Raw genomic sequence first — 19232 nt, 5'->3', positions numbered from 1 at the left:
TCGGCCCTCACACGAAATCGATGAACTTGTTGAAGGGCATTTCGCGGATCCGCATTCCAGTCGCCGCGAAGATCGCGTTGGCGAGCGCGGGCGCGGCGGGCGGAACGGGCGGCTCGCCGACGCCTCTCACTTTGGGATCATTCTCGAGTCCGCGAACTTCGATGACCGGACATTGATAGATCCGCATAGCTTCGTGGTGGTTGTAGTTGGTCTGCTGCACCGCGCCCTTTGCGTAAGTGAGTTCGCAATTGATGGCGTGGCCGAGCCCCCAGACCACACCTCCCTGTACCTGGTTCTCGAAATTGATTGGATCGACGACCTTACCTACGTCGACCGCGACCCAGACCTTGTCGATCCTAACGCCTTTGTCCGTCATCGTGACTTCGACGACTTCGGCCGTCGGCGTGCCGAACGCCTCCACGAACGCGACGCCCCGTCCTTTGCCGTTGCCGAGCGGTCCCTTCCAGTCCGAGATCTCCGCGAGCGTCTCCAGCAACTTGCGGTAGGTCGGAACCGCGCACATCTCGATGCGCGCCTTCAATGGATCGAGACCGGCCGCATGGATCAGTTCGTCGATGAAGCTTTCGGTGAAGAAGCCGGCAGTCGAGGCTCCGACGGACCGCCACGTGGTGCACGGCGATAGCCCTTTCGCCTCATAGGTTGTGGCCCGAAAGTTCGGGATGTCGTAGTAGACGTTCCACAGGCCGGAGGCCAATTGAGCATCGGGTTCCTTCGAGGGTATGCCCGAACGCTCGAGCAGCTCCTTCAACGGAGCCGTCGAAGCCAATTGCAGGTCGGCCGCGACGATCTTCCCCTTGTCGACGCTCCCCTTATGTCGGGCGATCGCAATCTGTCGCGGAATATCCTGGAGAAAATCCTCCTCGCGCGAAAACACGAGCTTGATCGGCGTCCCGCGCATTTGGTTTGCGATTTCGGCCAGGACACGCACGTTCTCGTATTCGAGACGGTGCCCGAAACTTCCGCCGGTCCATTGATTGTGAAAGGTCACCTGTTCCGGCTTGAGGTCGATCGCCGCCGCCGCAATGGACTGCACGAATTGAGGGCTCTGATGGCCGACCCAGATTTCCATCCCGGCTTCGGATACAATGCCGATCCCGTTGAGCGGCTCCAGAGGCTGATGTGCCACATAAGGCGCGCGGTACTCGGCCTCGATCAGCCTGCCACTCTTCAACCCGGCGTCGACATCGCCGATTTTCCGCCACTCCTTGCCCAGGAATTCAGGCTTGAACGACGCTTCCAGAATCTTCCAATGGTCGGCTTGTTCCGCGGGATAGGTCGATGGCGCCCACTCGCAATCGATCGCTTCGACCGCCTTCATTGCGTACCAGCTATTCGTGGCGATCACCGCAACGCCATTTTTTACTTCGAGGATCCTTTTGACCCCGGGCATCGACCGCGCCTTGCTTGCGTCGTACGATTTCAGGGGCTGACCCTTGTTGGGGTTCAGCTTGACCGAGGCGTACATCATGCCGTCCATCTTCAGATCGATGCCGAACTTCAGCTCCCCCATGACCTTCGATCGAACATCGAGGCGCGTCATGGGCTTTCCCAGCATTCGCCATTTGGACGGATCGCGCAGCTTGACATCGAGCACCGGCGGAATCTTCGCGGCTTCCGCCGAGAGTTCGACATAGGGAATTTTGGTTCCGTCGGGCAGGATCACATGACCGGATTGGGTACGAATGTCAGCTACGGGGACGCCTGAACGTTTGGCCGCCGCGACCTTCAGTGTCTCGCGCGCGACCGCGCCAGCAATGCGCAACTTTTTGTACGTGTCCGGCACCGCGCTTGACCCGCCCGTCTGCTGCAGGCCGGACTTTCTAAGAGATTCGAGCTCGGCGGCGCGTGCTGCTTCGGCGGCCGGGCTTTGGTCCGCGGCAAGGAACGGCACAAAGTCATCCGCGAAGCCGCTATTAAAGTAGGCGGGACTGGGCCCTGCGAATCGAATTTCGAATTGGCCGGGATCGAGGTCCATCTCTTCGGCAATCATGATCGGCTGCACCGAACCGACGCCCTGACCGATGTCGACGTGTTGAGCGATGAGCGTTATTTTTTCAGGGCTGATCTCGACCCAGGGATTGAAGCTTACGGAGTTAGGCCCGAGGCCGGCGGCCAATGGATTGCCATTGCCGGACGTAACAGCCGGTTCGGCACTGCTGTAGGAGCCAAACGCGATGCCGCCGGCTAGGGCGGCGGAGCCGAAAACGAAGGCCCGACGGGATATGCTGTGTATGTCGCCCATCTCACTTCTCCGCCATCTTTGCAGCTGCCGCGTGGATTGCAGTGCGAATGCGTGGATAGGTTCCGCAACGGCATAGATTGCCGGACATCACCTCGTTGATGTCCTGGTCTGTCGGCTTGGGATGAAGCTCAAGAAGCGAAATGGCCTGCATGATCTGGCCGGTCTGGCAATATCCGCACTGCGGAACCTGGTGTTCGATCCAGGCCTGCAGAACAGGGTGCTGGGCTCCATTCTCGAGTCCTTCGATCGTGACGACAGATTTGCCGGCGAGGTCGCCGATATGCGCCTGGCAGGAACGGACAGCCGCTCCATCTATTTGGACGGTGCAGGCGCCGCATTGCGCGACCCCGCAGCCGTACTTCGGACTGGTGATGCCGAGTTCGTCGCGCAACACCCAAAGCAAGGGCATCTCGGGGATTACGTCAACTTGGTGTTTGATCCCATTGACCGTGAGCTCGATCATGTCGGTATCCCTTCGCGACGTTGTCTCCTCACTTCCGAAATCTCCGGTCCAAGCGCGGCTAGGCCGTCAGACCGACCCTATGAGACCACATCCAAAGGGCGCGACGTGACGGCCGTGCGGGTAGCGAGTTCGTTGATCCTGGATGTATAATTTCGGAAGTGCGGCGTTGCCCTGTGGGCCTGCACGGAATCGATATCGCTGTAGAGCTCATCGATGATGAAGGTTGTCTCGTCGTGCTGATCTTGCCAAAGGTCCCATCGAAGGTTGCCCGGCTCAGACCGGCTGTTGCTGGCCAAGCTGCGCAACAGAGCGATCAATTCGCCTTCCTTACCGGGCCGGGCCTTCAGTAACGCCGTCGTTTTCATGTGAGTCGCCATAACACTTCTCCTCCCTGGGCTCTCAATTCCGAACGATGAACGCTTCGACCATCCGGCACTTCGCCTCTTGATCGACGGATCAGCTAGTCAGGCGTGAGTCGCCACATTGGGCCGACGTTGAGAGTTTGTCTCATCAAGCGCCTTGACCAACGCTTCACCGACCGAATGATCGGAGCGCGGGTTTTGGCCTGTGATGAGCTCGCGATCGACGATCACATGGGGTTCGAAGTCGCGCTTCGCCGTGGCCACGTCGCCTCCAGCTGCGCTGAGCGCCTGCGGCATGGTGAAGTACATCTTTCCGTGCAGGATTTCCTTTTCGACCCACTTCTCCTCCGAAGCGGAAAAGATGGTCATCCGATAGCCGACATACGGCCAACCCTCGGCTAACTCCTTCGCGCTCGACTCGTCTCCGGCGATCAAGGCCGCGCGAAATTCGCGCGCACGCGGCATGGCCGAAACGAGCGCGATCGGACCATGACAGAGCAGCGCCGTCGGTTTTGCTCGACCGTGGAAGTGACGAAGGATCTCACCCATCTGCGGGTCCTGCATCAAATCGACGACCGGCGCCTGGCCACCCGGCACGAATACTCCGGCGTAGTCATCCAGTCCTTTCTCGATCACCGCACCCAGGGGCAGGACCTGGTTCATCACGGGATCATCGGTCCAGAAGGACCTCGCGCGGCTATAGGCGGCCGTGTCACCGCCAAAGTGCATGGCCGAGTCCGAGGCTTTGTCCATATGAGGCTTCGTGCCGTCGGGCGTGGCGAGCTGAACGTCGTAAGTGGCTCGGATCAACGCCATGACCGGGACGACGGTTTCGTTGAGATAATTTCCGGTGGGCCCCCATTTGCCGCCCTGCACTTCGATCTGGGTCGCATTGGATCCGACGACAAGCACCTTTGCCTTGCTCATGTTATCAGCCTTCCGTTCGTTCCTGGAGTGCCGCAACAACTCCGCGCCGAAGTGCCAATGAGCACCGGCAGCCGATGCTTCATTGCGAATGAGCTCGACCACGCGGGTACCGTTCTCGCCGTCAAACCTAGTCGGAAGCTCGCGCCGAAGCCCGTAAAGAGATGTAAAACATCGGACAGCGGGAGTGTCCTGTAGACCCCCACGTCACGGCCTCCCGTTGCGTTCGCGACAATCCGATTTTCCTCAATTTACAAATCACTATTAGTCAGCCGCGACTCCGCAACATACGATCGTGGGTGTGGCGCTCTTGCCGCGCGAATCCGCGCACCAGCGGCAACGCGAACATCATCGTCACCGGAGGTTCATATGAGAATCAGGGAATCACTCTTGGCCGGTCCACTAGGGTTTGGTACGGCGCCGCTCGGCAACATGTTTCGAGATATTCCCGAGGATGAGGCGCTCGCAACTGTCGATGCAGCCTGGGACGCGGGCACGCGCTTTTTCGATACTGCGCCGTTCTACGGAGCCGGGCTCGCGGAGATCCGCCTCGGCGAAGCACTCTCCAGGCGACCGCGCAGCGACTACGTTCTCAGTTCGAAAGTCGGCCGGCTCATCCTCGACGAGATCGAGGATCCGAGCGGGCGAGACCATGGCGAGAAAGGCGAAATCTTCAAACATGGTCGCCCCAACAAGATCGTCCCCGATTATACGGCCGACGGCACCATGAAATCGATCGAAGACAGCCTCAAGCGCATGAAGGTTGACCATATCGACTTCGTATGGGTCCACGATATCGCCCAGGATTTCTACGGCGATCGCTGGCTTGCGATGTTCGAAACCGCGCGAACGGGGGCTTTCCGAGCTTTGTCGAAACTACGCGACCAGGGCGTAATCAAGGGCTGGGGCCTCGGCGTGAACAAGGTCGAACCCGTGGAGCTTCTGCTCGGGCTTTCCGAGGCAGACCCGGACGCCACCTTGCTCGCCGGCCGGTATACGCTCCTCGATCACGAGATGGCACTGCAGCGGCTGATGCCCGCCGCACAGCGCAAGAAAGTCGATATCGTGATCGGCGGCCCCTATAGCTCCGGCGTGCTCGCAGGCGGACGTCACTTCGAATACGGGGCGGTGCCGCCGGCTATCGCCGCCAAGGTCGAGAAACTCTCCGCCCTCTGCACAGAATACAAGATCCCCATCAAGGCGGCGGCGTTGCACTTCTCGCTGGCGCATCCGGCCTCGGCCGCGGTCATTCCCGGGGCCAGCAGGCCCGCACGCATTCTCGAAGACCATGCGGCGCTCAAGACCAAGATTCCCGCTGCGTTTTGGCAGGAGCTGCGAAAGAGAGGGCTTGTGGCCGAGGCGGCGCCGCTGCCAATCGACAGATAGACCGTCTGGATTCACGATACTGATCCACGCCGGATAAATTTGACACCATGCGAGATTTTACACGCCCTTATGCCGGGTTAATCGAGCCCCCTGTGCGGTTATATCGTCGCAGCCAGTTCAGAAATGCCTGACGACTTTGGCTTCGAGAAAGTCTGTCCTATCAGCGCACGTCTTTCCAAAGCCAAATGCCATACGGATGGCAGTGCGCCATGCGCAGGTCGGGGCGCGCGCCGCCCGAGTCCTCCCCCGGGGCGCCCCGATCGTCCTTTTTCACTACATTCCATTACGGCCCGCCGCATGAAAGTCAGGAGATGACAATGATTCCAGCTCGCATACCAACGCCTGATTCCCTATCAGCCGTGGCTGCCATTGTCTCTGGCTTCTTCGACAAGCACTTTCGCTTCCCGGAACGCAGAACCAGCGCGAAAATTGTCTTCACGGAGCTCGGCGAGCATGTCGTCGGCGGGTACAAATTCGGCATCATTGTCTTTGATAGTCTGCCGGCGAGCGAAGTCTCCGATCGATCGTAGGGTGGTATTGCCCGTCTTGCGAAGCCGTTCGGCGATGTCGTCGACAACCGAGAAGATCTCCGTCGCCTGCTCGTCCAGCAATAGGTGGTAATCGCGGAAGTGCGGCCCGGCCATGTGCCAATGAAAATTCTTGGTCTTGAAATAGAGGGCGAGCATATCCGCCAGGATCGTGTTGAGCGCGTCGGCGGCCGTAGTGGTGTTGCGCACACTTCGGGACTGCTCGACGGCTGGACTGACCAGGCAGAGGGGCGGGCCTGGTTCCTCTTCGAAGCCACGCCTCGAAGGCCAAGAAATGGTACAGGGCAAGCGCCGTTTCCTCCTACACAACCTCGGCTAGGCCAAGGAGCCGACCTGCGCACGGTCATCGCCGCGAGCATCAGGCAGATCGGCAGGACGCGTGGTTCTCCAGTCCCGCCCCTTCATCGACCCCGCCGGCAAAATCCGTTGTGCGTCAGCGCAGTCGAAAAACAATCTCCTCAAGCCTGAGATCTGCGATCTGAAGAGTCGGCATTGACCGGAGCCGCGCGCAGCTTGACGCATTCCAACAGCATCAAGCCGCGCCAAGCGAGCGCGGCTCCGTTCGTGCATTTTGGCAGAAGGCCCACTGGTTCTTAGAACGGCGTTTCATTACTGCGCCGCCTTGATGATCAGCTCGGAGACTTCCTTCGGGAACGCCAACATCGCGACGTGGCTCGATGGCACCTCGATCGCGGTAGCCTTGGCCGCCTTCACCTGGTCCATCTCCATTTGCGGCGGAATGATCGCGTCCTTGGTCGCAACGACCATGAAGGTCGGCTTCTCCCGCCACGCGGCCCGGCTTATCGGAGCGCTAAGCGTCCTGATGTGGAAGGGTCCCTGCGTCGCGGCTACCACGGCCTGCTCCTTGGGCGAAAGGTCGGCCGCGAAATATTTCTTGATGCCCTCCTCGCTGATCGTGAGATAGCCGTCCGGGTCCTTGACGAACGTTTTCAGACTTTCGGGATCCGGATATTTCGAAGTGGCGCTCTTTACCGATTCGCCCCTATCCGGCGCGTAAGCCGCCACATACACCAGCGATTTGACCTTTTCGTCGTTTCCCGCTTCCGTAATGACGGCGCCGGCCCATGAATGGCCGACCAGGACGACAGGACCTTCCGCGTTCCGGATCGCGCGCTTGGTGGCGGCGACGTCGTTGTCGAGGGAGTCGAGCGGGTTCTGGACTGCAACGACCTTGAGCCCGGCCTGTTCGAGATAGGGAATGACTTTCTCCCAGCTCGACCCGTCCGCGAACGCACCATGGACAAGGACTGCGGTCTTGGCTTTCGGCTCCGCAGCCAGGACTGGCTGGCCGAGCGCAACCATCGCGGTCAAGAAGCTCAGGCCCAAAACGTCTTTGTACGATTTCATAGCTACGTTCCTTCATTGGTCGGGATCTTGGTGTTGCCAGTTCACAGTCGACACGAATCAATCGAACGCTGCGGGCAGCAGCCCGAACCGCGGTCCCCTACAGTTCTTCGATGAGGACCGTCTTGATGTTGCAGAACTCTCGAATGCCGAACTCCGACACCTCTCGTCCGTAGCCACTGTTCTTGACGCCGCCGAATGGCAGCCGGGGATCCGACCGGACGTTTTGATTTACGAACGCTGCTCCTGCATCCAACTCCTCGCTCGCGATGCGCTCGCCACGTGCCGTATCGGCGGTTATCACGGCCGATCCCAGTCCAAACTCGCTCGCATTCACGATACGAATCGCGTCCTGCTCATCTTTGGCAGAAATGACCGCAGCAACGGGCCCAAACAGTTCCTCATCATGCGCCGCTTGGCCTGGGAGAACATTCGTCAGAATCGTTGCCGGAAACCATGCACCCGCGCGCTTGGGTGCCTCGCCGCCCAAAAGCACTTGAGCACCATTTTCGATGCTTTGCCTGACCTGATTCGCGATCTGATCTCGCGAATGCACGCTTTCCATCGGCCCAAGAACGGTTTTCGGATCGTTTGGATCACCCATCTCGAAACGCCGCATCTCCTCGACCAGAGCGCGCTCGAACGCCTGCCTTGCGCCCTCGACCACAACAAACCGCTTGGCAGCGATGCAGCTCTGGCCGCCGTTCACCATGCGCCCTCGAACACAGATCTTGGCGGCAGAGACGGGATCGGCATCTTCGAGCACGATATAACCGTCTGAGCCGCCGAGCTCGTACACGCCCTTCTTCATTACTGCGCCGGCGATCGCGGCGACCGACTTTCCGGCTGCAACGCTGCCGGTCAACGTTACCGCGGCGATATGCGGATCTTCGATAAGCGGTCTCAGATCCTTGGATGAAAGCAGCACAGTTCGGAAGAGCTCAAAAGGGAATCCCGCCAGCCTAAAGATCTCCTCCAGAGCCAATGCACATCCCGGCACGTTGGAAGCGTGCTTCAAAACGCCGCCGTTCCCCGCCATCAGATGCGGCGCTGCGAACCGGATGACCTGCCAGAAGGGAAAATTCCATGGCATTACCGCGAGGATGACGCCGAGGGGATTGAAAGCTGCAAAAGCCTTAGGTGGCGCGCCGGATCCCGAATAGCCAACGCTCACATCGAGCGGTATCGGCTTCAGAAATTCGTCCGACATCTCGGCGAAATACTCACAACACGACGCACATTTCTCAAGCTCGGCAAGGCCGTCGGTAATCGGCTTTCCCATTTCATCTGTCATGAGCTTCGCGTACCGCAAGCAATTGTCGCGAATGACCTTAGCTGCGTTCTTCATCAAGGGAGCGCGCTCCTTAAAGCCCGTGCGACGCCAGGCACTCTGCGCCCGATGAACATCGGCCGCAATCGACAACGCCTGATCGACAGAATGTCCTTGATACGCCGCCCCCTTCTCGCCAGTCGCGGGATTGACCGTCTGAAAGAGATTTGGTGTGGCTACTGCAAGCGCCGCTGCTTCCGCCATCTCTCGCGCTCCTACCATCTCGATTGAGTGAGCCGCTCAATCCGCCAAAGTTGGCCAACCCTTGTGGATGAGCAAGTAAAGAGAGGTAAAAAATTGACGTCAGGCGGCCGCAAGCAATTCGCAGCGCGCTTTATCCCAATCCTGATAAGCCAGGCCACCGCCTCAATTCCTGGCCTACGAGCGCGGTTTACCGCACGGTTTCGCTTGCATTGATAAGCACCGCCGAGACAATCACGTTTGTATCATAGAATTCGAGACCAAGTCCGAGGAGAGCCCTGTCTTCATTTTTACAACCTTTAATTTCCGCTTGCCGACGTCGTCGCGCATGGTTGCCTCGCTCGGCGCGAGTGTCCGGTCGCACGCCATTTCTTGCGTCCCAAACATCTGGCACGCAGCGTCCGAACATCGGACACAGGTAATCTCGTTTTTCGCATTCACCGGCTTCGTACCAGTCATACTGGCCTATGTCAGCTTCAGCTACTGGATGTTTCGAGGAAAGGTCGGCGCCCCATGGACCAGGGAAGCCTTCGGCGTCGTCGCTCTGAATGAAATCCCTCGCGCTTAGGCCGGTACCGGCCCCGTGAGCAGCAACCGCGCCTGGCTGTTCAGTCGGAACAACGCTTACCACCGAGGAAAATTCCAATGAAGCATCGCCCTGCCCTCTTTGAACCTATTCGGGTCGGCTCGCTCGAATTGTCAAACCGGATCGTTATCGCACCAATGTGCCAATATTCAGCAGAGAATGGCTGCATGAACGACTGGCACCTAATCCACCTAGGTCACCTCTCCATCTCCGGAGCGGCTCTGCTGACGATCGAGGCGACAGCCGTGCTCCCGGATGGTCGCATTACCTGGGCTGATGTGGGCCTGTGGAGCGATGAGACCGAAGTGGCGATGAGTTCTACGCTGGATCGAATCCGACGGTGGTCCGGCATACCAATCGGCATTCAATTGAACCACGCTGGCCGCAAGGCTTCCACTGAAGTGCCCTGGGTTGGAGGGGCTCAGATCGCATCAAGCGCGCCAAATGGCTGGCAGACGGAAGCACCTTCGTCCATACCTTACTCCGAAGGTCAGATGTCGCCGCAGACGCTCAGCCGCGATAGACTTCGAGACATACGAGATGCATTCGTATCATCGGCTCAGCGCGCCCGGCGTATCGGCGTCGACCTGATACAGCTCCACTGCGCGCATGGCTACCTTCTGCATCAATTCCTATCACCGCTTTCCAATCAACGTGACGACACGTATGGCGGATCTTTGGAAAATCGCATGCGTTTTCCACTTGAGGTATTCGAGGCAGTGCGGCAGTCGATCCCCGACAGGCCTGTCACCGTACGCTTATCCGGCACCGACTGGGTGGACGGAGGCTGGGACATCGAACAGACTTGCGCCTTCGCCGCGATGCTCGAAGCCGCCGGCTGCGACGCCTTCCATATTTCAAGCGGCGGTCTCCATCCCGCTCAGCGAATTCCCGTGGGGCCAAGCTATCAGGTGCCGTTGGCTCGGGCCGTCAAAATAGCCGTTGGAATTCCCGTCGTTGCCGTCGGGCTGATCACCGGCTTTGACCAGGCCGAGGCGATCGTGGCGACTCGAGACGCCGACATGATCGCGCTGGCACGGACGATCCTTTATGATCCTAGATGGCCTTGGCACGCCGCGGCCGAATTAGGCGCCCAGGTCCAGGCGCCGCATCAATACCTTCGGTCGCAGCCTCGACGATTTAGGGATCTTTTGGTGGCTAGTAGTAGCCCGAAGACTTCCGAGCCGTCTTCGGTTCGCAGTTTACGAGCTCTTACATCGTAACGGACGCTGAGCTTGGCGGCTGCTCAAGTGCGAGGTCTTACATGTCGATCAGTCACGGCTCCGCGCCTACTGTCGCAGGTTTTCTCACGCACAAGCCGCCAATTCGCGGCATGGAGGCGCCCAGTGTCAGACTCCTGCTCTCATCATGACCTAATCAGGACCGTTACGCCGAGCGCGCTAGGGTGCGAGGAATGCCTGAAGAGCGGGAGTTGGTGGGTACACCTGCGTATCTGCCGTTCATGTGGCCACGTCGGTTGTTGCGACCAATCGCCCGGCAAACACGCCACCAAGCATTTTCAGGCGAGCGGACACCCGATCATCGAGGGTTACGACCCGCCAGAGGGTTGGGGCTGGTGCTATGTCGACGAGACATTCATCGAGCTTGATCACCCCACGCCACAGCTCGGTCCGATACCGCGGTTCGCACCATGAAGGCGGAGCTCGCTCGATCGCGAATTCTCCGAAAACACCATACGTTTGTCCCACGACTCATCGATGCCCAGCAAGATGCTTTCTCGATCTGTGGATGCTCCGAGTACGGCGCACTGCCAGTACGGCAACGAGGCTCCCGGCCGCAGAACCGATCGCGGTTCATCTGCTCTGGAGAAATAAAAAGATGTAAAATTTTGGCCCGCGCACGGGCTCCACAAACAGGGCGTTGCGGCATTTGCTAAATTTTACCAGCCTTAACTTCGCCCCGGCAGGGAACGGGTTATCGTTGGCTTAGGCTAGGCAGGCTTTGAGCTCACGTGAGCTGTTCGACCTGCTGCGGGACAGACTTGACGCGCTGCCCCACGACCGATCGAGTTGGCGAGTCATTCCACAACGCGGCGAACAGAGTTCCGTCGCACGGCGGCACCGAAAATGGAGACGTAGGGATGAGCACCGCACTGGAGCGTCGCAATTCACCGCTCGCAACTCCGTCCAATCTCGGCGCAAACGCAGTCCGTGACGTCAGCGGCGCCCTCACCATGCTGCTGGCCGACGTTTTTTCGCTCTACCTCAAAACCAAAAACTTTCACTGGCATATGTGGGGCCTGCACTTCCGAGACTATCATTTAATGCTAGACGAACAGGGTGACCAGATTTTTGCGATGACGGATGCAATCGCCGAGCGCGCACGCAAAATCGGAGGCCGCACCATCCATTCGATCGGCGACATAGGCCGCCGGCAACGCCTTATGGACAATGATGCCGACTACGTCACGCCGGATGACATGCTGGCCGAGCTGCGCGACGACAATCTACGCCTTGTCGAGTTCATGCGCGAAACCCATTCGCTCTGCGATGAGCATGGTGATGTTGCAACTGCCGGCTTGTTGGAAAACTGGATCGATGAGACGGAACGCCGGGTCTGGTTCTTGTACGAGACCGCCCGCGACTAGACGTCGGGCATCGAAAGCGCCTTCGTTAAGCCTCTATCATCAAGTCTACGCCGGGGTTTTGCGGAGATCCTCGATCACCGCGCGAGCAGACTTCAAATCAACAGTCTCGAACCCCTCGCTGAACCGACCGTAGACCGAAGAGAGAAGTTCATCAGCTCCAGCGGTCCTGCCTTGTTGGTGCCAGAGCTGGGCCAGGCTCGTCGCGGCACGCAGCTCCCATGACAATGCTTGCTGCCGGCGCGCCCATTCGAGTGCCTGCAGATACTGTTCCTCGGCCGTCTGGGCCGCAGAAGCCGTTCCCTCCAATCGAACGAGCTCGCCATTGATGCGCAGCAATTCTGCCAAATACCAGCGCTCTTCGCTGCGTTCTGACCAGTCGAGCGCTTCCTCGATCGCGGCGCGGGCTTCCTTCATGCGCCCAGCAGCACCCAACCCCTGGGCGAACGTGCCGAGATAAGCCGAGTATCGCAGCCCGAACCTCATCTCGCGAAGGTCGTCCAGAGCACTTCGGAGAAGCGGCAAACCGGTCATATCGCCCTGCTTGACGAGCAGGGTGCCCTGCAAACAAAGTCCCAACGCGTTCCAGACGGTTAGCCCGTGCTTCTCCAAATGATCCAGGAGCATCGCGAGCAAGCGTCGCGCCCCCACCCAATCGCCAACGTACAGAGCAATTGGACACGCCGCGTGGCCCAGCGCATTATACAGAGAGAGAGCATGGTCAGTGGCTCTGGCGGCCTCGAGAGCGCTTTGCGCCATGCGGACCGCCTGATCCGGGAATCCCTGCAGCCAAAGGATGTGCGAGAGCGTACTCCGCGCCGCCACACGCTGATCGAATTGGAAGCGGGCGACATGTGATCGGTGAGGGGGCGAAACGTATTGACTGAGCATCCGCTCGAGACGCCGTCGCGCGCCCGTCTGATCCCCAGTATAGTGTAGCGCGGTCGCCATTAGTCTATCACAGCTCAGCCGATCGGCCGCGTCGCCGTTCTCGTTCGCGACGGTTTGAAACCTTTTCGCGAACCAAAGTGCTGCTCGATAATCGCCGATATAGACGCGATAGATGGATAGACCCCAGAGCACCCGCAACTGATACTTGCTGTCGGCGAGGTGTTCTGCAATTCGAAGCGCTTTCGTCCAGGCAACGTCTGTTTCGGGCAGCGGACCTCTCGCATACAGAAGCGCCGCCCCAAGTGCGGCATAAAGCTTCATCTCGTCATAATCGTCACGTACTCGTTCGGTGGAACCGCTTGCGAGCGCGCGTTCGACGCATGCGCAACATTCGTCCATCAGCGATAAGTGCATCCACAACGGAATTGCAGCAACTGTGAGCGCCACGCCAATCGAGGCATCGCCGCTCGCGGAATACGTCCAGCTCAGAGCACTGCGGACCTCGTCGATCTTGTGCCCATAGTTGGCCTGCCACTCGGCGGTAGGGCGCACCTCCCACTCGGCTTCCGCCTGCTTGAACAGATCCCTGTGGTGTTCGGCATGACGTCGTAGAAGCGCTTCCAGCTCGCCACTCTCGGCGAGCTTCTGCAAGGCATAAGTGCGCGTAGTGTCGAGCAGCCGGTATTGCACCGCGGCGCCACCTACGTCCGCCAAGACCAGCGACTTCGCGACCAAATTCGCCACGCCATCGATGACCTTCGGATCATCGATCGCGTTGCTGGCAGCTACGGCACACGCTGACTCGAGCGTGAATGCGCCGGCGAACACGGAAAGGCGGCGCAAAATGACGCGCTCGTCCTCACGCAGCAGCTCATAACTCCAATCGAGTGCCGCGGCCATGGTTCGATGACGCGGCAAAGCGCTTCGCCTCCCCTGCTTCAGCAATTGAAATCGATCGTTGAGAAGGTCTGATAACTTTCGTATTCCGAAGGCGTCCACGCGGGTAGCCGCAAGTTCGATTGCAAGGGGGATGCCTTCCAATTTGCGACAAATATTGGCGACGATCGGGACATCTGCGTTGGTAAGTTCGAAGCCCTCCAGGCTTGCAGCCGCGCGCTCGACAAAGAGTTGGACGGCGGGAAATGCTAGTGCTTCCGCCACGGTCAGCTTGAAGGAGCTGGGCGGGCCTTCCAGTGGCGATAGACGGTGCACGTGCTCACCTGTCACGCATAAGGGCTCACGACTAGTCACCAGGACCTGCAAGCCGGGCGCACCGCCGATGATCTGCTCCACGAAAGCGGCGGCCGCCTCAACAAGGTGCTCGCAACTATCGAGCAAAATCAGCATCTGTTTGTCGCGTAGGTGGGCTACCAGCGCGGGCGTCGGATCCCCAGAATGGATCGTCAGGTCGAGCGCGGAAGCGAGGGCGCCCGGAAGAAAATTCGGATCACGCAATGGCGCCAAGTTGATAAACCACACACCGTGCTTGTAAGTGCCTAACAGGGACTCGGCCGCGGCGAGAGCAACTGTCGTCTTTCCGATGCCACCAGGGCCCACGACCGTGACGAACCGGTGCTTTGGCAACTGCCTCAGGAGCGCATCGACTGCGTCGGCACGGCCGATCAATCGGGTCGATGCGGCCGGCAGATTGTGGGCGCGCACTGCCGCATTCGCCCGGAGAACTGGCTCTTTCGACTCAGATAGTTTGACGGCGGCCACGAAGCGGTAGCCCCGACCGGGAACAGTCGCAACGTATCGGTTGCCAGGTTGGCCTTCTCCCAGCGCTCTTCGAAGCGCCCCGATATGCACATTGAGGTTGGCCTCCTCGACGAAGGTGTTGGGCCAGGCGCGAGCGATAAGGTCGCCCCTGCTTACCAGTTGGCCCGCATGCTCAACCAATGCCGTCAGAATCTCTAACGCGCGGCTGCCGATGCGCACAGGTGCTCCTCCCTCCAGCAAAATCTGCTGTGCCGGAAGGAGACGGAATGGGCCGAACAAAAATTCGGGCTCGGCCAAGGTCGCGGGCCGATCGGCCATTTCCATTGACCTCGTCTTACCGTGCGAGGTTACCTACAGCTTGCGCCCTCTGTCTAGACTGACCAGATGCCCACCGGCGATGCCCTCTAGTGCCTCACTGGCTGCCCGGCCGAGTGCGAAGGACCGCAGTTAGCCCCACCCTCCGTTGAATCTACAGGGCGTGCGCCTAGAGGTATCCCTTGGGCGAGACGTTCCGAGGAACAAGACTCCTCGACCCGCGACAGCGCGTTTTTTTTGACGGCCGCCGGCGGCTGGGCGCTATCGCCTCACTCCTTTCAAAACAAACCAGACCAGCTTGCATTCAGGTCTGTTCTGCTTCGGACGCCCTGATCTGTACCAACACTTTCCCGTCTTCAACCTTCACAGGATAGCTCGTCAACCGACAGTTCTTCGGGTTAACTCCGATCCCGTCGTTCACGATGTCGAATTGCCAAAGATGGCTCGAACAGGTCAGCACTCTGTCTTCCAAAAGGCCCTGGCTCAGTGGCGTTCCCGCATGAGGACACTTGTCCCGATAAGCGTATACCTCGCCGCTAATGTTGATGAACAGAACATCGATGCCATCGACCTTGCAGGTTACAAGGTCTCCCTCCCAAATCTCATCCAATTCGATCACGGCCCTCCAACCGCTCATCTCTTTTTGCTCTTTGCTCTCGATCCTACAGAATTCCGGCGAGCCGTAGCAACGACTCGCGCTTGCTTCTCGCTCCCGACACAATCTCGCTCTGGGGTACCGCATTCCTCGCTAGTCCGCCAATGAGAATGGCGAGGCCGGCGACGGCCGATTCGGCTCGAGGAACCCACTTCGCTATCCACCGCTCAAAGACATCGCGGTTACCAGGACGTTCGTCGATGGCGAATTTGGCAAGTGCGGCACTCCAGCGACTACACCGCTCAGAATCGAGAGACAGGCTTGAGAGGAGCAGCCAGGCTTGCTCATCGCCATTGCGGCGCGCAAGGTCTCCAAGCTGGCGATTGAGAACCTCCTCGATCGAGGGCCGCAGGACCAAATTGATCGCGCAGAAGGATTCTGCCCAGTCATACGCGACGAGAGACAGTTCAAGAGCCCTGCGCGTCTCCTGCCAATCGGGATCTTTTTCCCAAATGGCGCGCTCAGCCATCCCAAACCCCTCCATCGGCCATGTCTTTTGAAGTTCGCGCGTACGATAGGCTACCAGTGAAACGCGTCGCAGCATGTCAGCGGCTGCGAAGGCTGCGCAGTTCGAGATGTAGGACGACGGCGCCATATGTGCCAAATAGGAGTAAGCCATTTGCATTGCATGCGACGAGTATCGGGTCGGCGCGAACAGCTTTGCGAGACATGCGCGCCACTCAGGTGAGTGCGTCGTGTCGTGACCGGCGTTGGCGTATTCATCCAGCAGGCTTGCCACAACTGTCTCCTGCTCATCCTGCATGGTCACGTACCGACGGTATGTAACTTCGTCCGGATCACGAAAGCGGTTCCAATCCCCAACCTGCAGCGGGGACCGATCACGAAAGGTTAGAAACCATAGATTCGCCGGCGAGGTCGGATTGACCTCCAGAGCGCTGACGCGGTCCTTGCGGACCGTCCAGTTCGTAGCGTGCGTGACGATCTCGTATTCACTCGGCATCCGCCGCACGTCGCCGAAATTGCTCCAGGTGCGGCGCCGCGGAATTGTTCCTGAGGAGGTGCTCATCGCGGCTTCTCCTTGGACGAACTGCTTGCGCTTTGAAGATACCACACGATCTCATCAGATGAGGTTCGAATCCGCCCCGCAAATGCCGACATGATCGACTCAAGCCGTGACATTCGAAAGCCGGTGCCCAAATGACGCTCGAGCGACCCACGAGTGACTCTCAAGAAGCCTCGACGCTGCACGCGCACATAGGCTCCCCGATCCACTATCTCGAGATCGGCGGGATTATCATCCTGAATCGCGCGAACTACAGATTCTACCTCGTCACACATCCTAAGGACTGGTCCAACTGCATCTTCCACGATCATCTCCCTTTCCGAGAGTCCGACGCGTAATCGACGAAGATCTGCTGGAACGGTCCGATGCCGACTTGGCTCACACTTTCGTTGTCGGCGACTGCACGCCCTTCGTAATACACAACCATGTCACGATCCTGGGATCGAACGCGCTTTCCGACTGAATGGTAAGCGACCCTTTGCGCAACTTCGGCCATCGTGTCGCTCGTGTTGACGACGACCACATGCATCACAAAGTCGTCGCCGAATTTGGCATTGATCGGGATGGAGAGCGCTTCGCTCGGAATGCCTTCCCCGCCGCCTACGCTATTTGGTCGGGGTTGGCTCGACTCGGGGCCTAGCAGCTCGCGATAATCCGTGGCCCATTTGTAGCCATAGGCGTCATCACCCATGACCTCAGGGGTGAGCCCCATGTACTGGAGGACCCCGGAAAGATCGCTAGGCTGAATTTCGCCGGCAAGAAGGCGTTCTCCGATTGTCCTCACGTGGAGCATATCGCGATCTTCCCACCAGATCTGGCGACATACCTTCGAGCAGAAGTGATACGTGTAGTTGTTGTGCGTGAGCGGAAAGTCCCGCACTCGGTACTTCCCATCGGGCGAAGAGGTATAGGTGCACAGCGGAAGGTGGCAGGCATTGCACAGCCAGGGCACGGTGTCGGGACGTGTGGCTTGCATATTGCCACAGTTCACGTTGGCAATGATCTGATCCCAGATCGGCCCGTAGATATCTTCCCATTTCGGGTACTTCGTATTGAGCCAATTCCGTTCGGCCTTGGAGACGCCCGCCTGAGGCTTCCACCACACTGTCTGCCGCCAGAACCACACTCCAAGATGCAAGGAGTGATGCCAGATATCCAGACCCTCGATGAACTCATCCCAGTACCAGGGCTTCTTGAGCCCGTGGTCCTGGAGCGTTCTGATGAACTGGCCGATAATCCATTCCTCCATAAATTCCTTGTACGACTGCTTTCGGTGATCGAGCGGCGTGTAATAATCCATTGCTGGACCCGTAAGGACCGCGAACACACGCGCTGACAGCCAGAACATCTTGTCCACGATCCACTGCGCCCGCACAGGGTCATGCTTCATCAGAAGCTCCAAGGTCGGCCCACCCTGCTGAGCATGCCGCGCTTCATCCGTCTGAACGGAGGAGATCATGTTGGCGAAATTGATGTCTCCCGACGCGAGCGCATCCGAAGCAAGACCCACGAACTGGAGATTTGTGAAGCCCGTCTCGAATACGAGCGGCAATTGGATTGCGGTGTCCACGACGTTTCCAGCGACCATCATGGCATCAAATAGACTGCGTGCCGAGACGATCGCCCAATCGTTCGTGTGGAACGCTTTCAACGCCCAATCGTACTGAGGATCCTTGGACACAAACTCGTGAGCGAAAAAGAGGCTTAGCTGACAGTGGCGGATCTCATCCAGCGCGCCCAAAACGGCCATGTTGCGCCACGGACCCGCAAGGCCAAACCGCGCCATTCGAGCTTCCGCCATGAAAGCCGTGTATTCGGCCAAAGATACCGCACCGAAATGGAGCTTTGCGCACGATTTCCATCCCTCATCCAAGCTGCTGAAGATGGTCGAGCGCTGAAGCGCCGCCTTTACTGCGAAGGCTGCGGCTTCCTTCTCGGCTTGAACGGACACGTACTCTGGATAGCTGATCTTGTAGCTTTCCTCCCAAGCGCTCCAGGCTCCGCGAGGAATCTTGCCAGTTCCCGATTGCCATTCGGGAAATACGGCATCGTCATCGGCGTACGACAGCGTCCAGTCGACGTCACGTACCAGGCCTTCCCATTCTTCTCGCTTCATCAAAGCCATTGGGTGGGTTCATCCTAGTCGACATCCAAACAGCCTAGTTGGGTACGAACGGCGGCGTTGTCCGAGTACGATCTGATGTTGTCGATCTTACCGTCGGCGTTAACGTGAAATACAAAGAGGTGCGGCGACTGGAAGCTTCGCCCCAGAGATCCGACCGAGGACCACGGCTTTGCCTGTGTGCCGCTGATCACGACTTCCGCAGCTATATTGCCGTGTTTGTCCGATATGATTTTCGTGACCCTGTTGGTGAGGTCTGGAAAGGATTCGATTAGACCCCTCCACAGGATCTTCCCGACCGTGTTTGCTTTGCCGTCGCCCCTGATGACACGCTGCTTTCGCCACACCTCGAACGGCATGGACCGAAAGCGCGCCATCTCGTCACACAAGTCAACCATTCGTTCGACGTCGTGATTACGGTAGGCATCGAAGAAGGAGTTTACGACCTCCGTTGCATTGACCCTCGACATGGC

Annotated in this window: 17 protein-coding genes and 1 pseudogene; 4 read left to right on the top strand and 14 right to left on the bottom strand. The window is 58.9% G+C overall.

Annotated features, from left to right (window positions below; all coding sequences use genetic code 11):
- Positions 1 to 7: 7 nt before the first annotated feature.
- From CI41S_RS01685 to CI41S_RS01670, 4 genes are all read right to left on the bottom strand, one after another.
- Positions 8 to 2263, bottom strand: coding sequence for a xanthine dehydrogenase family protein molybdopterin-binding subunit (locus CI41S_RS01685; RefSeq protein WP_139857136.1), 2256 nt, complete (start codon positions 2261 to 2263; stop codon positions 8 to 10).
- Position 2264: 1 nt separating this feature from the next.
- Positions 2265 to 2726: a (2Fe-2S)-binding protein gene (locus tag CI41S_RS01680; RefSeq protein WP_172627879.1), complete on the bottom strand. Its 462-nt coding sequence runs from the start codon at positions 2724 to 2726 to the stop codon at positions 2265 to 2267.
- Positions 2727 to 2803: 77 nt separating this feature from the next.
- Positions 2804 to 3103, bottom strand: a complete 300-nt coding sequence (locus tag CI41S_RS01675) for a putative quinol monooxygenase (RefSeq protein ID WP_139857135.1) — start codon at positions 3101 to 3103, stop codon at positions 2804 to 2806.
- Positions 3104 to 3190: 87 nt separating this feature from the next.
- Positions 3191 to 4117, bottom strand: coding sequence for a type 1 glutamine amidotransferase domain-containing protein (locus CI41S_RS01670; RefSeq protein ID WP_244626380.1), 927 nt, complete (start codon positions 4115 to 4117; stop codon positions 3191 to 3193).
- Positions 4118 to 4381: 264 nt separating this feature from the next.
- On the opposite strand from CI41S_RS01670, the gene CI41S_RS01665 reads away from it, so the two are divergent.
- Positions 4382 to 5398, top strand: coding sequence for an aldo/keto reductase (locus tag CI41S_RS01665; RefSeq protein ID WP_139857134.1), 1017 nt, complete (start codon positions 4382 to 4384; stop codon positions 5396 to 5398).
- Positions 5399 to 5769: 371 nt separating this feature from the next.
- Here CI41S_RS01665 and CI41S_RS01660 read toward each other — a convergent pair.
- From CI41S_RS01660 to CI41S_RS01640, 4 genes and pseudogenes are all read right to left on the bottom strand, one after another.
- Positions 5770 to 6168 (bottom strand): annotated as a pseudogene (locus CI41S_RS01660) (Dps family protein); the annotation flags it as partial.
- A gap of 387 nt (positions 6169 to 6555) precedes the next feature.
- A complete protein-coding gene (locus CI41S_RS01650) occupies positions 6556 to 7314 on the bottom strand; it encodes an alpha/beta fold hydrolase (protein WP_172627878.1) in 759 nt (252 codons plus the stop codon).
- A gap of 97 nt (positions 7315 to 7411) precedes the next feature.
- Entirely contained in the window at positions 7412 to 8845 is a 1434-nt protein-coding gene (locus CI41S_RS01645; protein ID WP_139857131.1) for an NAD-dependent succinate-semialdehyde dehydrogenase, read from the bottom strand.
- Between the two features lie 187 nt (positions 8846 to 9032).
- Positions 9033 to 9488 carry a hypothetical protein gene (locus CI41S_RS01640; protein WP_139857130.1) on the bottom strand — a complete coding sequence of 152 codons (456 nt, stop codon included), beginning with the start codon at positions 9486 to 9488 and terminating at the stop codon, positions 9033 to 9035.
- Here CI41S_RS01640 and CI41S_RS01635 point away from each other — a divergent pair.
- The 3 genes from CI41S_RS01635 to CI41S_RS01625 all read left to right on the top strand — a co-directional run bounded on the left by CI41S_RS01635 (position 9488) and on the right by CI41S_RS01625 (position 12036).
- Positions 9488 to 10651, top strand: coding sequence for an NADH:flavin oxidoreductase/NADH oxidase (locus CI41S_RS01635; protein WP_139857129.1), 1164 nt, complete (start codon positions 9488 to 9490; stop codon positions 10649 to 10651). The two genes, CI41S_RS01640 and CI41S_RS01635, sit on opposite strands and share 1 nt — an antisense overlap.
- Positions 10652 to 10774: 123 nt before the next feature.
- Positions 10775 to 11083, top strand: a complete 309-nt coding sequence (locus CI41S_RS01630) for a UBP-type zinc finger domain-containing protein (protein ID WP_139857128.1) — start codon at positions 10775 to 10777, stop codon at positions 11081 to 11083.
- A gap of 446 nt (positions 11084 to 11529) precedes the next feature.
- Positions 11530 to 12036 (top strand): Dps family protein, encoded by a 507-nt coding sequence (locus CI41S_RS01625; protein ID WP_139857127.1) that lies wholly within the window; start codon positions 11530 to 11532, stop codon positions 12034 to 12036.
- 45 nt (positions 12037 to 12081) lie between these two features.
- Here CI41S_RS01625 and CI41S_RS01620 read toward each other — a convergent pair whose 3' ends face one another.
- The 6 genes from CI41S_RS01620 to CI41S_RS01595 all read right to left on the bottom strand — a co-directional run bounded on the left by CI41S_RS01620 (position 12082) and on the right by CI41S_RS01595 (position 19229).
- Positions 12082 to 14967: an ATP-binding protein gene (locus CI41S_RS01620; protein WP_139857126.1), complete on the bottom strand. Its 2886-nt coding sequence runs from the start codon at positions 14965 to 14967 to the stop codon at positions 12082 to 12084.
- Between the two features lie 295 nt (positions 14968 to 15262).
- Positions 15263 to 15577 (bottom strand): Rieske (2Fe-2S) protein, encoded by a 315-nt coding sequence (locus CI41S_RS01615; RefSeq protein ID WP_210242621.1) that lies wholly within the window; start codon positions 15575 to 15577, stop codon positions 15263 to 15265.
- Between the two features lie 43 nt (positions 15578 to 15620).
- Positions 15621 to 16640 (bottom strand): ferritin family protein, encoded by a 1020-nt coding sequence (locus CI41S_RS01610; RefSeq protein WP_139857124.1) that lies wholly within the window; start codon positions 16638 to 16640, stop codon positions 15621 to 15623.
- A complete protein-coding gene (locus CI41S_RS45245) occupies positions 16637 to 16948 on the bottom strand; it encodes an MmoB/DmpM family protein (protein WP_210242620.1) in 312 nt (103 codons plus the stop codon). Before CI41S_RS45245 ends, CI41S_RS01610 begins: the two co-directional genes overlap by 4 nt.
- Complete coding sequence (locus tag CI41S_RS01600) at positions 16945 to 18762, bottom strand: toluene-4-monooxygenase system B family protein (RefSeq protein ID WP_172627877.1); 1818 nt, start codon at positions 18760 to 18762, stop codon at positions 16945 to 16947. The genes CI41S_RS45245 and CI41S_RS01600 overlap by 4 nt, the downstream gene beginning before the upstream one ends.
- Positions 18763 to 18776: 14 nt before the next feature.
- The gene (locus tag CI41S_RS01595; protein WP_139857123.1) at positions 18777 to 19229 is read right to left on the bottom strand and encodes a nuclear transport factor 2 family protein; all 453 of its coding nucleotides are present in this window, start codon (positions 19227 to 19229) and stop codon (positions 18777 to 18779) included.
- Positions 19230 to 19232 lie beyond the last annotated feature (3 nt).

The sequence above is a fragment of the Bradyrhizobium ivorense genome (genome assembly GCF_900696085.1).
GTDB lineage: Bacteria > Pseudomonadota > Alphaproteobacteria > Rhizobiales > Xanthobacteraceae > Bradyrhizobium > Bradyrhizobium ivorense.
The sequence above is the reverse complement of the archived record's forward strand: the minus strand, read 5'-3'. Positions and strand labels throughout refer to the sequence as shown.